14 protein-coding genes, 5 tRNA genes and 1 rRNA gene are annotated in these 13,160 nt (G+C 30.6%); 16 read left to right on the plus strand and 4 right to left on the minus strand.

The window, feature by feature from the left end; translation table 11 throughout:
• Window positions 1-8: 8 nt before the first annotated feature.
• Genes AMRN_RS01255 through AMRN_RS01285 form a run of 7 tightly spaced genes read left to right on the plus strand, consistent with a single transcriptional unit; the run spans window position 9 to window position 4,462 of the window.
• On the plus strand, window positions 9-767 hold the full coding sequence (locus AMRN_RS01255; protein WP_099311901.1) for a phosphatidate cytidylyltransferase: 759 nt from the start codon (window positions 9-11) through the stop codon (window positions 765-767).
• On the plus strand, window positions 764-1,831 hold the full coding sequence (gene dxr / locus AMRN_RS01260; protein ID WP_099311902.1) for a 1-deoxy-D-xylulose-5-phosphate reductoisomerase: 1,068 nt from the start codon (window positions 764-766) through the stop codon (window positions 1,829-1,831). The genes AMRN_RS01255 and dxr overlap by 4 nt, the downstream gene beginning before the upstream one ends.
• Window positions 1,821-2,096 (plus strand): hypothetical protein, encoded by a 276-nt coding sequence (locus tag AMRN_RS01265; RefSeq protein WP_099311903.1) that lies wholly within the window; start codon window positions 1,821-1,823, stop codon window positions 2,094-2,096. Before dxr ends, AMRN_RS01265 begins: the two co-directional genes overlap by 11 nt.
• Complete coding sequence (locus tag AMRN_RS01270) at window positions 2,096-2,524, plus strand: Lcl C-terminal domain-containing protein (protein WP_191282153.1); 429 nt, start codon at window positions 2,096-2,098, stop codon at window positions 2,522-2,524. The genes AMRN_RS01265 and AMRN_RS01270 overlap by 1 nt, the downstream gene beginning before the upstream one ends.
• A gap of 9 nt (window positions 2,525-2,533) precedes the next feature.
• Complete coding sequence (locus AMRN_RS01275; RefSeq protein ID WP_099311907.1) at window positions 2,534-3,094, plus strand: RBBP9/YdeN family alpha/beta hydrolase; 561 nt, start codon at window positions 2,534-2,536, stop codon at window positions 3,092-3,094.
• A 23-nt stretch (window positions 3,095-3,117) separates the two neighbouring features.
• Window positions 3,118-4,107 (plus strand): tRNA (adenosine(37)-N6)-threonylcarbamoyltransferase complex transferase subunit TsaD, encoded by a 990-nt coding sequence (tsaD, locus tag AMRN_RS01280; protein WP_099311909.1) that lies wholly within the window; start codon window positions 3,118-3,120, stop codon window positions 4,105-4,107.
• A gap of 34 nt (window positions 4,108-4,141) precedes the next feature.
• Window positions 4,142-4,462: an SUI1 family translation initiation factor gene (locus tag AMRN_RS01285; RefSeq protein ID WP_079578847.1), complete on the plus strand. Its 321-nt coding sequence runs from the start codon at window positions 4,142-4,144 to the stop codon at window positions 4,460-4,462.
• Window positions 4,463-4,485: 23 nt separating this feature from the next.
• Here AMRN_RS01285 and AMRN_RS01290 read toward each other — a convergent pair whose 3' ends face one another.
• Window positions 4,486-5,901 (minus strand): alanine/glycine:cation symporter family protein, encoded by a 1,416-nt coding sequence (locus AMRN_RS01290; protein ID WP_099311911.1) that lies wholly within the window; start codon window positions 5,899-5,901, stop codon window positions 4,486-4,488.
• Window positions 5,902-6,092: 191 nt separating this feature from the next.
• Between AMRN_RS01290 and AMRN_RS01295 the strand changes: the two genes are divergently transcribed.
• The 3 genes from AMRN_RS01295 to AMRN_RS01305 are packed head-to-tail and all read left to right on the plus strand — an operon-like array spanning window position 6,093 to window position 8,609.
• On the plus strand, window positions 6,093-7,493 hold the full coding sequence (locus tag AMRN_RS01295; RefSeq protein ID WP_099311913.1) for an NAD(P)H-hydrate dehydratase: 1,401 nt from the start codon (window positions 6,093-6,095) through the stop codon (window positions 7,491-7,493).
• Complete coding sequence (gene cutA / locus AMRN_RS01300; protein ID WP_099311915.1) at window positions 7,490-7,798, plus strand: divalent-cation tolerance protein CutA; 309 nt, start codon at window positions 7,490-7,492, stop codon at window positions 7,796-7,798. Before AMRN_RS01295 ends, cutA begins: the two co-directional genes overlap by 4 nt.
• 31 nt (window positions 7,799-7,829) lie before the next feature.
• Window positions 7,830-8,609 carry a thiazole synthase gene (locus tag AMRN_RS01305; protein ID WP_099311917.1) on the plus strand — a complete coding sequence of 260 codons (780 nt, stop codon included), beginning with the start codon at window positions 7,830-7,832 and terminating at the stop codon, window positions 8,607-8,609.
• 18 nt (window positions 8,610-8,627) lie between these two features.
• Here AMRN_RS01305 and AMRN_RS01310 read toward each other — a convergent pair whose 3' ends face one another.
• From AMRN_RS01310 to AMRN_RS01320, 3 genes are read right to left on the minus strand one after another with little or no spacing between them, the layout of a single operon-like run.
• Window positions 8,628-8,933: an AzlD domain-containing protein gene (locus AMRN_RS01310; protein ID WP_099311919.1), complete on the minus strand. Its 306-nt coding sequence runs from the start codon at window positions 8,931-8,933 to the stop codon at window positions 8,628-8,630.
• Window positions 8,926-9,606: an AzlC family ABC transporter permease gene (locus AMRN_RS01315; protein ID WP_099311921.1), complete on the minus strand. Its 681-nt coding sequence runs from the start codon at window positions 9,604-9,606 to the stop codon at window positions 8,926-8,928. Before AMRN_RS01315 ends, AMRN_RS01310 begins: the two co-directional genes overlap by 8 nt.
• 46 nt (window positions 9,607-9,652) lie before the next feature.
• Window positions 9,653-10,483 (minus strand): AraC family transcriptional regulator, encoded by an 831-nt coding sequence (locus tag AMRN_RS01320; protein WP_099311923.1) that lies wholly within the window; start codon window positions 10,481-10,483, stop codon window positions 9,653-9,655.
• Window positions 10,484-10,663: 180 nt separating this feature from the next.
• Between AMRN_RS01320 and AMRN_RS01325 the strand changes: the two genes are divergently transcribed.
• The 6 genes from AMRN_RS01325 to AMRN_RS01350 all read left to right on the plus strand — a co-directional run bounded on the left by AMRN_RS01325 (window position 10,664) and on the right by AMRN_RS01350 (window position 13,157).
• Window positions 10,664-10,741: transfer RNA gene (locus AMRN_RS01325), tRNA-Pro, on the plus strand.
• Window positions 10,742-10,758: 17 nt separating this feature from the next.
• Window positions 10,759-10,835, plus strand: a tRNA-His gene (locus AMRN_RS01330).
• Between the two features lie 14 nt (window positions 10,836-10,849).
• Window positions 10,850-10,926, plus strand: a tRNA-Arg gene (locus tag AMRN_RS01335).
• Window positions 10,927-10,930: 4 nt separating this feature from the next.
• A tRNA-Leu gene (locus AMRN_RS01340) sits at window positions 10,931-11,015 on the plus strand.
• A gap of 61 nt (window positions 11,016-11,076) precedes the next feature.
• Window positions 11,077-11,153, plus strand: a tRNA-Arg gene (locus AMRN_RS01345).
• 489 nt (window positions 11,154-11,642) lie between these two features.
• Window positions 11,643-13,157 (plus strand): 16S ribosomal RNA (locus AMRN_RS01350).
• The last annotated feature ends 3 nt before the right edge of the window (window positions 13,158-13,160 follow it).

Genomic DNA, 13,160 nt, shown 5'->3' on the forward strand with positions numbered 1-13,160 from the left:
GGAAATTAATGTCAAATTTAATAAAAGATAGTTCAACAAGGATAAAAACAGCACTTGTTTTATTTTTAGTATTTATGCTAGTAAGTTACTTAGATATATTTTTTATCACATGGTTATTTTTAGGAATTTTTATGATAGTTGGAGTAAGTGAAGCAATGAAACTATTTCAAGTAAAAAGCTATATTGTTTATCAAATAGCTTTAATTTCATGGCTTATAGCTTATTTTTATAAAGATTCTGAAAATTTGATTTTTTTAGCTTTAGTAATCATTGCTTCTGTTTTAGCATATACAAAAGATATTGATAAAAAAACTTTTTTACCATTACTTTATCCTTTGGCTTCATTTTTAATTTTATTATCCCTTTACAATGATTTTGGAATACAAATTCTGTGGTGGATTTTATTTATAGTTGCAACTACAGATACAGGTGCATATTTTATTGGAAAAAGTATTGGGAAAACAAAGTTTTGCCAAACAAGTCCAAATAAAACACTTGAGGGAGTAATTGCTGGAGTAATATTTGGTTCTTTAATTGGAGCACTTTTTGCAATTTCAAATATTTCATATTTTCAAGCTTTTTTAATTTCATTTATAGTAGCAATTGCTTCTATTTTTGGGGACTTATTTGAAAGTTATTTAAAAAGAGAGGCTAAGGTTAAAGATAGTGGAGACATATTACCAGGTCATGGTGGAGTATTAGATAGAACAGATGGATACTTATTCGCCTCAGTTGTAATGTTAGTTGTATTAAGAGCAGCAGTTTGATAGTATTAGGAAGTACAGGCTCAATTGGGGTAAATACTCTAAATGTTGCAAGAAAGTTTAATTTAGATGTTGAGGTTCTAGTTGCAGGTACTAATATTAAACTTTTAAATGAACAGATAAAAGAGTTTAATCCCAAAAGAGTTGTAATAGCAAAAAAAGAACATATAAAAGATGTAAATCATCAAAATGTTTTTTTTGGAGAAAGTGCAATTTTAGATGCTATTGAAAATAGTAATTCTAAAACAGTAGTAAATGCATTAGTTGGTTTTTTAGGATTAAAACCAACATTAAAAGCGATAAAATGTGGTAAAAAATTAGCTTTAGCAAATAAAGAGTCTTTAGTTGTAGCAGGAAAATTTATAGATCAAACAAATTTAAGTGCAATTGATAGTGAACACTTTGGTTTATGGTATTTATTACAAAATAAAAAAGTTGACTCTATGCTAATTACTGCAAGTGGAGGCTCTTTTAGAGACTATGATATAAATGATTTAAAAAATGTATCTATTAAAGAAGCATTGGAACACCCAAATTGGTCAATGGGAAATAAAATTACTATTGATAGTGCTACAATGACAAATAAAATGTTTGAATTACTTGAAGCAAAGTGGTTGTTTAATACAAGAAAATTAGATGCGATAATTGAAACAAAATCACTTATTCATGCACTAATAAATTTTACAGATGGAAGTACAACAGCACATATTGCAAATGCATCAATGCAACTTCCAATTGCATATGCAATTTTAGGAAAAGTTGAAGAGCCAATTTTAAAGCCAGTTGATTTACTTGATGTTGCTTCTTTTGAGTTTAAAAAAATAGAAGAAAATAGATATCCAATTTGGCAAATAAAAGATGAAGTTTTAAGCAATCCTGACCTAGGAGTTGTAATAAATGCTGCAAATGAAGTTGCTGTTTCTAAGTTTTTAAATAGTCAAATAGGCTTTTTAGATGTATCCAAAATTACACTTGATGCAGTGAATAGATTTAATAAACCAATTATAAATAATATAGATGATATTTATGAAATAGACAAAGAAGTGAGAAATTATTGTGAGTCTTGATTTACTTATACCTTTTCTTATTTTAATAATTTTGGTAATATACTTAATATTTACAAGAAGTAAGTTTGAAAAAGAGATTTTAAACTCTTATGAACATAAATTTGAACAATGGAAGAAACATAATAGTTCAAATGAAGAAAAAATAGAGCATAAAGAGCTTGTAGGACTTGTTTTTAAAACAGGTTATAAAATTGATATTGAGCTTTTTGAAAAAAGTGTAACAAGACAGTTAGAAAAGGGTAAATTTAGTATAAAGGCTAAATAGTGAAACTGATATTTTTCTTATTAATTGTTGGTTCTTTGTATGCAAATAATTTTCAAAGAAACCATAATTTAAAAGTAGTAATTGACAAAAAAAATAATTTGATGTGGCAAGATGATATTAGTGTTATAAAAATTAAAAAAACCCATGAACAAGCACCAATATATTGCCAAAACTTAAAACATGCAGGTTTTTTTAATTGGAGAATTCCTGATATTGAAGAGTTTAAATTAATAGTTGATAAGAAAAATGAGTTAAATTATATTAATAGAGCTTTTAGATATAACGTTCCAGATGGATATTGGGCAAATAAAGCCCATTGGAGAACACTATGGTATTATGCTGATTATATGCATTTTATAAGTGGAACAGCATATTTTGATAGTAGACATAAGAAAAAATATATTAGATGTATAAGAGATACAAAGTAAGGAAGGATTTTGAGTAAGAAAGTATTGATATTACATGGATTAAATGGAAGTGATTATCCACATTGGCAAGCACATTTAGCTGCTGATTTAATAAAAGAGAACTATATTGTTTCTTTTCCCTCTTTTCCAAATAGAAATAATCCAAGCTTTAGTCAATGGAAAGAGAGTTTAAAAAAAGAGCTTGAGCATTTTAATCCTCAAATTGTTGTTTGCCATTCATTGGCAAATATCTTATGGTTCCATATTTGTGATGAACTTGATATAAAACTTGATAAATTAATGCTAGTTGCTCCTGTTAGAAAAACTTGTGATGTAGAAGAGATAAAAGAGTTTTTTCCTTATAGTGCACCAAAAGATTTAAAAGCTAAAGAAGTTATTATGGCTGCATCTACTAATGATCCTTATATGAGTTTAGATGAGGCTGTGCAATTACAACAAGAGTTAAATATTGGTATGAAGATAATGGAAAATGCAGGACATATAAATGCCCAATCAGGATTTGGAAAACTTGATTGTGCTTTAGATTGGATAAAAAGAGAAGAAGAGTGTGAAGAGTCTAAAAACTCTTAAGTTTTATAAAAAGGATAAATTAATTGATTTTAAGTATTGAATCATCATGCGATGATAGCTCAATAGCTATTACAGATATAAAAACAAAAAAATTAATATTTCATAAAAAGATATCTCAAGAGTTACAACATAGTGTTTATGGTGGAGTTGTTCCTGAATTAGCAGCAAGACTTCATATAGAAGCTTTACCAAAAATACTAGAAGAGACAAAAGAGTATTTTAAAGAGTTAAAAGCTATTGCAGTTACAAACTCTCCTGGCTTATCTGTAACATTAATGGAAGGTGTTACTATGGCTAAAGCATTAGCAATATCACTAGATATTCCATTAATTGCAGTAAATCATCTAAAAGGACATATTTATTCATTGTTTATTGAAAAAGATGAAATACTTCCTTGTACAATACTTTTAGTTTCAGGCGGTCATACACAAATAATTGAAGCTAATTCTTATGAAGATATGAAAATTATTGCAAGTACAATGGATGATAGTTTTGGAGAGAGTTTTGATAAAGTTGCAAAAATGATGAACTTAGGATATCCTGGAGGACCAATAGTTCAAGAGCTTTCTCAAAAAGGAAATGAAGATAGATTTAATCTTCCTATTCCTTTAAGACAAAGTCCTAAAATTGAGTTTAGTTATTCTGGACTTAAAAATGCAGTAAGATTAGAAATAGAAAAAATAGAGGAACTATCCTCTCAAGATAAAGCAGATATTTGTGCTTCATTTCAAAAAACAGCAGTTGCACATATAATGCAAAAAATCAAGAAATATTTCAAAACAACAATTCCAAAAAACTTTGCAATAGTTGGTGGAGCAAGTGCAAATATATATCTAAGAACTCAACTAGAAGATCTTTGTAATAAGCATAATACAAAACTTCATTTAAGTCAGTTAAAGTATTGTTCTGATAATGCTGCAATGATTGGACGAGTAGCAATTGAGCAATTTGAAAGAAAAGAGTTTGTTTCAATCGATGAAATAGATGTTCAAACTAGAATTAAGAATATGTAAACACTTTAAACTTATTAAAGTAAAGGATTAATTAATGATATTTGAAATGGGTGCAAAATTAGAAGGTGATAGTTTTGATACAAAAAAAGAAGATAAGAAAAAAAATTCTAAGCAGACAATTGAATCAAAAAACAAGCATCAGTTAGTTTTTACTTTTGAAAAAAGAAAAGGTAAGCCAGTAACATTAGTAGGAAGGTTTTACTTATTAGATAAGGATAAAAAAGAGATACTAAAACTTTTAAAGAAAAAGCTTGCGTGTGGTGGAAGTATCAAAGAAGAGTGGATAGAGTTACAAGGTGATGTAAAAATTAAAGTTAAAGAGATTTTACAAAAAGAGGGTTGGAAGTTTAAATAATAAGAGGTTCTACCTCTTATTATTTATTTTACCCAAATAGTTGTATCAATTTTATCTTTTAATTCAGGGTAATATTTAGCTTCAAAAGTAGGCTCTTTACCTTGCTCTCTTTGTTCTAAATAATCTTTTGTTAATTTAACAACAGTTCCTGAAAGTAAGGCAATAGCAATTAAGTTGATTGTTGCCATAAGTCCCATTGATGCATCAGCTGCATTAAATACAGTTTGTACTTTTTCATAAGATCCCCAAATTACCATTGCAATTGTTGCAAATCTTAAAATAGTAACTCCAAGTTTATTACCAATTCCTAAATAAGTTAAGGCATTTTCAGCATAAGAGTAGTTTCCTACAATAGAAGTAAATGCAAAAAATAAAATTGCAATAGCAATAAAATAAACACCAGCATCACCAATATGAGTTGAAAGTGCTAATTGAGTTAATTCAATACCTTTTACTCCAGATTCTGGATCTAATACACCTGCAAGCAAAATCATAACAGCAGTTGCAGTACATATTAATAGTGTATCAATAAATACACCTAATGCTTGTACAAAACCTTGAGAAGATGGATGGTGTGGTGCTGGTGTAGCTACTGCAGCAATATTTGGTGCAGACCCCATACCAGCTTCATTTGAAAACAGTCCTCTTTTTACACCATTTAAAAGTGCAGCTAAAACACCACCTGTTACTCCACCAGCTGCTTCTTCCAATCCAAATGCACTTTTTACAATTAATGCAAGAATTCCTGGAACAGCTTCATAATTTATAATCATAGTGAAAATAGCAAGAAGTAAATAAAGAACTGCCATAAAAGGAACAACAATTTCAGCAACTTTAGCAATACCTTTAATACCACCAAAAATTACAAGTGCAGTAACTGCTGCAACTGTAAATCCAACATATAATTTTTCAACTCCAAAAGCAGCACTTACAGCACCTGCAATTGAGTTTGCTTGAACTGCATTAAATACTAAACCAAATGCTAAAATTAAACTAATTGAAAAAATTGCTGCAAGTATTGGTGATTTTAAACCTTTTGCAATATAAAATGCAGGTCCACCTCTATATTGGTCATTTTTATCTTTGATTTTATAAAGTTGGGCTAAAGTACTTTCTGCATAAGCAGTTGCCATACCAACTAATGCAACAATCCACATCCAAAAAATTGCTCCAGCTCCACCTAAATAAAGTGCAACTGCAACACCGGCAAGATTACCTGTACCAACCCTTGAAGCTAGTGAAATAGTTAAAGCTTGAAATGGAGAAATTCCTGATTCATCAGTTTCATCTTTATCAAATACTGATTTGAACATCTCTTTAAAGTGCACAAATTGAATAAACTTAAGTTTAATAGTAAAGAATACACCAACGGCTAATAATCCGTAAAGTAAAATGTATCCCCAAAATATGTTATTTAAAAAGTCTATTATCATATTCATATGTTTTCCTTTTTCTTTTGTATCTATAAGGTTAGTAAAATATAACTTATATGTAATTAATAAACAACAAAAATATATAAAATCTAAATTATTTAAGTAATAAAGTTACAAAAAACTTAAAAATTTATCTATTATAAATATTTTTGTTTAATTTTTATATAATAGATAAATTTATATTAAAAAGAGTAATTATGCGAAATATATTTAATGAAGTTGGTTCTTTAGACAAGAAATGTTATGAAAAATTTTCCTTAAATGAAGAGTTACTAATGGAGCATGCAGCATTAGCTTTAAAGAAAGATATAAAGAAGAATATTAAAGCTTTTGATTCAAGTGTTTTAATAGTTTGTGGAGTTGGAAATAATGGAGCTGATGGAGTAACATTGGCAAGATTATTACAAAATGAATATAAAAATATACATATATATATTCCTTTTGAATTAAAATCACAAATGGCAATACTTCAATATAAAAGATTAAAACTTTTAGGTTTAAATTGTATAAAAGATCTAAATAAAGTAAAAAAAGTAGATTGCATCGTAGATTGTCTTTTTGGTAGTGGCTTAAACAAGCCTTTAAATGAGGAAACAAATACTATAATAGACAAATTAAATGAATTTAATTCATATAAAATTGCTTGCGATATACCAAGTGGAATTGATAATAAAGGAGTAATCAAAACTACAGCTTTTAAAGCAAATAAAACTATAACAATGGGAGCTTTGAAGCTTTCACTTTTTACAGATTCTTCAAAAGAGTATATTGGAAAGTTAAAAGTTGCAAATCTTGGAGTCTCAGATATTATCTATGAAAATGACTCAAATATGTTTTTACTTGAGAAAAAAGATTTAAAGCTTCCTTTTAGAGATACTAAAAATTCGCATAAAGGAAGTTTTGGTCATGCTTGCGTAGTTGTTGGTTGCAAAAAAGGTGCAGGAGTTATTGCAAGTAGTGCAGCTTTTAATTTTGGTGCAGGACTTGTAACAGCTATTGTTCATGAAGAGTTACAACTTCCATATTACATTATGCAAAGTCATAAGTTACCTTCAAATGTAACAGCTATTGCTCTTGGAATGGGACTGGGACTATATGATAAAAATGAACTAAAACAGATATTAAATACTAATGTGGCAAAAGTTATTGATGCTGATTTATTTTATGAAGAGTTACTCCTTGATTATTTAAATCAAGAGATTATTTTAACGCCACATCCAAAAGAGTTTTGCTCTTTATTAAGTTTAGCAAAGCTTGCAGATATTGATATTGATACTTTACAAAATAATAGGTTTGAATATGTAAAGATGTTTTGTAAGAAATATCCTAAAGTAACATTATTATTAAAAGGTGCAAATGTTATAATTTGTCAAAATGATAAACTATATGTAAACACATTAGGAACATCAGTTTTAAGTAAAGGTGGAAGTGGAGATGTATTAAGTGGATTAATTGTAGCTTTACTTGCTCAAGGATATAACTATTTGCAAAGTGCAATAAATGCATCCTTAGCACATACTTTAGTAGCAAAAAAATTTCAAGGCAATAATTATGCTTTAACCCCAAAAGATTTAATAAAAGGAATAAAAAGTTTATGAAACCTATATTAGTACAAACTACAACAAATAGTATAAAAGAGGCAAAAAAGATTTCAAAAATATTGTTAGAAAAAAAACTCGTAGCTTGTGTTCAAGTGTCAAAAATAGACTCTTTTTATGTATGGAAAGATGATTTTTGTGAGGATGAAGAGTTTCTTATAAGTATCAAAACTAAAAAAGAAAACTTCGAAAAAATTGAAAGGAAGATTAAAGAATTACATAGCTATGATGTGCCCGAAATTATAAGCTTTAAAATTGATAATTTAAGTAAAGAGTATAAAAAGTTTATATGTCAAAGTTGTTAGAATAAATATATTGTAAAGGAAAAAACAAAAAATGAGCGATATTTTAAAAATAGGTAAATATGAATTTAATAGTAGATTAATTGTAGGTTCTGGAAAATATGATAGTTTCCAAACAACAAAAGATGCAACATTAGCAAGTGGTAGTGAACTTATTACTGTTGCAATTAGAAGAGTAAATATTACAAATCCAAATGAAGAGAATTTATTAGATTATTTTAAAGATACAAATGTTCAGTTATTACCAAATAGTGCAGGGTGTTTTACAGCAGAAGAAGCAATTACTACATTTAGACTTATGAGAGAAGCTACAGGAATTGATTTAATAAAATTAGAAGTTATAGGTGATGCTGATAAAACTTTATATCCTGATGTAATTGATACAATAAAAGCTTGCGAAGTTCTTAAAAAAGATGGTTTCACAGTTATGGCATATACAAATGATGATCCAATTATTGCTAAAAGATTAGAAGATGCAGGTGCAGATGCAATTATGCCATTAGCAGCTCCTATTGGTTCTGGACTTGGAATTCAAAATAGATATAATGTTGCATTTATAAAAGATGCAGTAAAAGTTCCTGTTATTGTTGATGCTGGAGTAGGTTGTGCAAGTGATGCCGCAATTGCAATGGAATTAGGTGCTCAAGCTGTATTAACAAATACTGCAATTGCACAAGCAAAAGATCCTTTGAAAATGGCAGAGGCTATGAAGCATGCAGTTATTGCAGGAAGAATGAGTTATGAAGCAGGAAGAATTCCTAAAAAACCATATGCAACTGCAAGTTCTCCTATTGATGGATTAATTCAATTTTAAATAATTTTTTGGACTTCTTTAAAAAAGAAGTCCATTTCTATATAAAGCAACAATAAATACAGCACTGCTCATAGATAATAAAACACTTTTTGTTTTATACATGATAAAAATAGTAATAAATCCTGCAAAAATACCAATTATCCCAATTTTTATTATAGAAGGAACAATTAAAGCAATTAGAAGTGTCGCAGGAATAGACTCTAAAAAAATATCAATATTTTTAAATTTTTTTAGTTTATTAGATAAAAGTAACCCTGAAACTCTTAAAGTGTAAGTACCTATCGCAACAAAGAATATAATAGTTAAAATATCATAACTACTCATTACAGCTTCTTTTATTTAAATATACATATAAAAAAGAGCCAGATAATGCAGAGATTATTATATATGACATATTTGGTATGATTTTTTCAAAAATAACTGCAATAAATGCAGTGAATAAATAAATAACTAAATCATTTTTTGTTTTATACATACTTGTTATTATTGCAGTAAATAGTGCTAAAAATGCAAAATCTAAACCAAATAATTTTGGATTTGAAATAAACTCACCAAAATAGTATCCACTTAAAGTTCCAAGAAACCATACTATAAATATACATAATCCTCCTCCCAATAGGAAATATACACTTAAGTTTTCATCTTTTTTACTCATGGTTATTGCCCATGATTCATCAGTGACAAAGTGCATAATAAAAGCTTTTTTTTTCAAACTACTATTTCTAAAAAATTCATTTAATGATGCTCCTATTAAAAAGTACCTAAGATTAATAAGTAAAGCACTCCATATAATAATAGAAATATTTATAGGATTACTTAACATATCAACAATTAAAAATTGTGCAGATCCAGCAAAAATGAAAATATTCATTAAAGCTAACTGTAAAAAACTAATACCTTTTGAAGTACATATAATTCCAAGTACTGCACCATATGTAAAAACACTTACGCTAATTGGCAAATTTGCCATAAATCCATTTTTTATTTCATTTTTCATACTGTAAGATTAGCAAAATAGAATATTTTTGTATTGTATGAGCTTGCTAATTAAAAAATTTTTTGTATTCTCCTGGCGTTAAACCAGTGATTGCTTTAAATCTTTTGTTTAAATGACTTTGATCATTGAACCCACACATATATGCTGTATCAATAAGACTAATGCCTTTTTGTAAAAACTGTTTAGCTTTTTCAATTCTTATTAGCATCAAATACGCATGAACTGATACAAAGGTATGCTTTTTAAAAAGCCTAATAAAATGGTACTTAGATATTCCAAACTCTTTTGATATATCATCTAAGGATATTTGCATGTAAAAGTTATCATGTAGATAATCTTTCACTTTTTGTATTAATAAATGGTTAGATGGTAACTCAATTAAGTTAATTGCTTTAGAATTTATTTGTAAAATAGAATTTATAATACCAATTAGTTCACACTCCCATGTAAGTGTATTAATATAAGGAATATTGTCATGATTAATTAAAAAAGATAATCTATTGTAGATGTGTTCATTATTAAAGTGAAAATCACGAAAAGATAATTGTTTTTTAGAAAAATTATATTTAAGTATTTCATTAATAGTTTCAGGCTTTAAATATAATGAACGATGTTTATACTCATTATTATTTGCAATAGCACAAGCATGCACTTCATCTGGATTTATTGTGATTATTGAAGATTTGTCAAATTTATGATTAAAACCTTTTAAAAAAGCATTCATATGACCTTTTTCAATAAGACTAATTGTATACTCTTCATGTACATGTTTATCATAATTGAAATTATTAAAATGACCTTCATATATAATAATATCTTTGTTAAGTTTTGGTTTTGAGAATTTTATGTTGTGAACTATTTTATTTGACTTTTTCATAATAATAAATTATATCAGGAAAAATTAAAATAGTATTGTATAAAATTGCTGTTATAACAAGGTAAAATTACAAATTTCAAAAAAAAATGATTTTTTTAAAAAAAGCCCTTGACAAATAAAAAAAAATATAATATAATTCCGTCCACTTTTTGAGAGAAACAACTTAAAAAGAAAACTTGTCGGGGCGTAGCGCAGTCTGGTTAGCGCACCTGGTTTGGGACCAGGGGGCCGGAGGTTCGAATCCTCTCGCCCCGACCATCTTAGATTTTTTTATGGTAGGTATAGCTCAGTTGGTTAGAGCATCGGGTTGTGGTTCCGAGGGCCGTGGGTTCAAATCCCATTACTTACCCCATTTATTATATTAATGCGTCCTTAGCTCAGCTGGATAGAGCAACGCCCTTCTAAGGCGTAGGTCATACGTTCGAATCGTATAGGGCGTACCACTTTGCGGATGTGGTGAAATTGGTAGACACGCCAGACTTAGGATCTGGTGCCTCACGGTGTGGAGGTTCGAGTCCTCTCATCCGCACCATATAAGCCTTATATAAATGATTTCCTTATCATTTGTGTAAGGCTTTTTTTCTTTCATTAATGCGTCCTTAGCTCAGCTGGATAGAGCAACGCCCTTCTAAGGCGTAGGTCATACGTTCGAATCGTATAGGGCGTACCACTTCTAATAATCAGTTTATATAAATTTGAATATATTATGACTTCATCAAATGAAGTCTGAATCACAAAAATAATAATATAATAACTTATATTTATCTTTAGCACTAAATAAATCACTTACAATAACATTATTAATTCACTCAATAATAATAAACCCCATAAAATATAGAGAAAGCAAAAAATATAGGTAAAACCTCAAAAATTTAAGCCAAAATTAAGACTAAACCCTTGACAAAGGGAAAGAATTTGTCTATAATTCCCGTCCAAATTCGCTGAGGCAAACAAGAGATTGAGAGCTGAAGAAGGGATTGAGTTCTTTAACACAAAGTAAGTTTGTAAGAGAAGTAACTTTTATAAACTGAATATATATATGACAAGAAAAAAAAGAAGAATACAAATTCTTCGTCTATAATATCATACAAAAAAGTATGATAAAACAATGAGTAATTAATTTTGTATAGAAATACATAATTAGTCAGAGAACAAACACTTTATGGAGAGTTTGATCCTGGCTCAGAGTGAACGCTGGCGGCGTGCTTAACACATGCAAGTCGAACGAGAACGGGATTAGCTTGCTAATCTGTCAGCTAAGTGGCGCACGGGTGAGTAATATATAGGTAACGTGCCTTCAAGAGGGGGATAACAGATGGAAACGTCTGCTAAGACCCCATATGCCTTTAATACAAAAGTATGAAAGGGAAATATTTATAGCTTGAAGATCGGCCTGTACAGTATCAGATAGTTGGTGAGGTAATGGCTCACCAAGTCAATGACGCTTAACTGGTTTGAGAGGATGATCAGTCACACTGGAACTGAGACACGGTCCAGACTCCTACGGGAGGCAGCAGTGGGGAATATTGCACAATGGGGGAAACCCTGATGCAGCAACGCCGCGTGGAGGATGACACATTTCGGTGCGTAAACTCCTTTTATATAAGAAGATAATGACGGTATTATATGAATAAGCACCGGCTAACTCCGTGCCAGCAGCCGCGGTAATACGGAGGGTGCAAGCGTTACTCGGAATCACTGGGCGTAAAGAGCGTGTAGGCGGATAGATAAGTCAGAAGTGAAATCCAATAGCTTAACTATTGAACTGCTTTTGAAACTGTCTATCTAGAGTATGGGAGAGGTAGATGGAATTTCTGGTGTAGGGGTAAAATCCGTAGAGATCAGAAGGAATACCGATTGCGAAGGCGATCTACTGGAACATAACTGACGCTGAGACGCGAAAGCGTGGGGAGCAAACAGGATTAGATACCCTGGTAGTCCACGCCCTAAACGATGTACACTAGTTGTTGCTATGCTCGACATAGCAGTAATGCAGTTAACACATTAAGTGTACCGCCTGGGGAGTACGGTCGCAAGATTAAAACTCAAAGGAATAGACGGGGACCCGCACAAGCGGTGGAGCATGTGGTTTAATTCGACGATACGCGAAGAACCTTACCTGGTCTTGACATAGTAAGAACCATTTAGAGATAGATGGGTGTCTGCTTGCAGAAACTTATATACAGGTGCTGCACGGCTGTCGTCAGCTCGTGTCGTGAGATGTTGGGTTAAGTCCCGCAACGAGCGCAACCCTCGTCATTAGTTGCTAACACTTCGGGTGAGAACTCTAATGAGACTGCCTACGCAAGTAGGAGGAAGGTGAGGACGACGTCAAGTCATCATGGCCCTTACGACCAGGGCTACACACGTGCTACAATGGGGTATACAAAGAGCAGCGATACAGTGATGTGGAGCAAATCTAAAAAATACCTCCCAGTTCGGATTGTAGTCTGCAACTCGACTACATGAAGTTGGAATCGCTAGTAATCGTAGATCAGCAATGCTACGGTGAATACGTTCCCGGGTCTTGTACTCACCGCCCGTCACACCATGGGAGTTGATTTCACTCGAAGCGGGGATGCTAAGATAGCTACCCTCCACAGTGGAATTAGCGACTGGGGTGAAGTCGTAACAAGGTAACCGTAGGAGAACCTGCGGTTGGATCACCTCCTTTCAG

The organism is Malaciobacter marinus (genome assembly GCF_003544855.1).
Lineage (GTDB): Bacteria > Campylobacterota > Campylobacteria > Campylobacterales > Arcobacteraceae > Malaciobacter > Malaciobacter marinus.

Excerpts from the sequence above, each read along its gene's own strand:
- AMRN_RS01255 (WP_099311901.1), top strand. The coding sequence starts at position 9 with ATGTCAAATTTAATAAAAGATAGTTCAACAAGGATAAAAACAGCACTT.
- AMRN_RS01285 (WP_079578847.1), top strand. The coding sequence starts at position 4,142 with ATGATATTTGAAATGGGTGCAAAATTAGAAGGTGATAGTTTTGATACA.
- AMRN_RS01290 (WP_099311911.1), bottom strand. The coding sequence starts at position 5,901 with ATGAATATGATAATAGACTTTTTAAATAACATATTTTGGGGATACATT.
- AMRN_RS01295 (WP_099311913.1), top strand. The coding sequence starts at position 6,093 with ATGCGAAATATATTTAATGAAGTTGGTTCTTTAGACAAGAAATGTTAT.
- cutA (WP_099311915.1), top strand. The coding sequence starts at position 7,490 with ATGAAACCTATATTAGTACAAACTACAACAAATAGTATAAAAGAGGCA.
- AMRN_RS01305 (WP_099311917.1), top strand. The coding sequence starts at position 7,830 with ATGAGCGATATTTTAAAAATAGGTAAATATGAATTTAATAGTAGATTA.
- AMRN_RS01310 (WP_099311919.1), bottom strand. The coding sequence starts at position 8,933 with ATGAGTAGTTATGATATTTTAACTATTATATTCTTTGTTGCGATAGGT.
- AMRN_RS01315 (WP_099311921.1), bottom strand. The coding sequence starts at position 9,606 with ATGAAAAATGAAATAAAAAATGGATTTATGGCAAATTTGCCAATTAGC.
- AMRN_RS01320 (WP_099311923.1), bottom strand. The coding sequence starts at position 10,483 with ATGAAAAAGTCAAATAAAATAGTTCACAACATAAAATTCTCAAAACCA.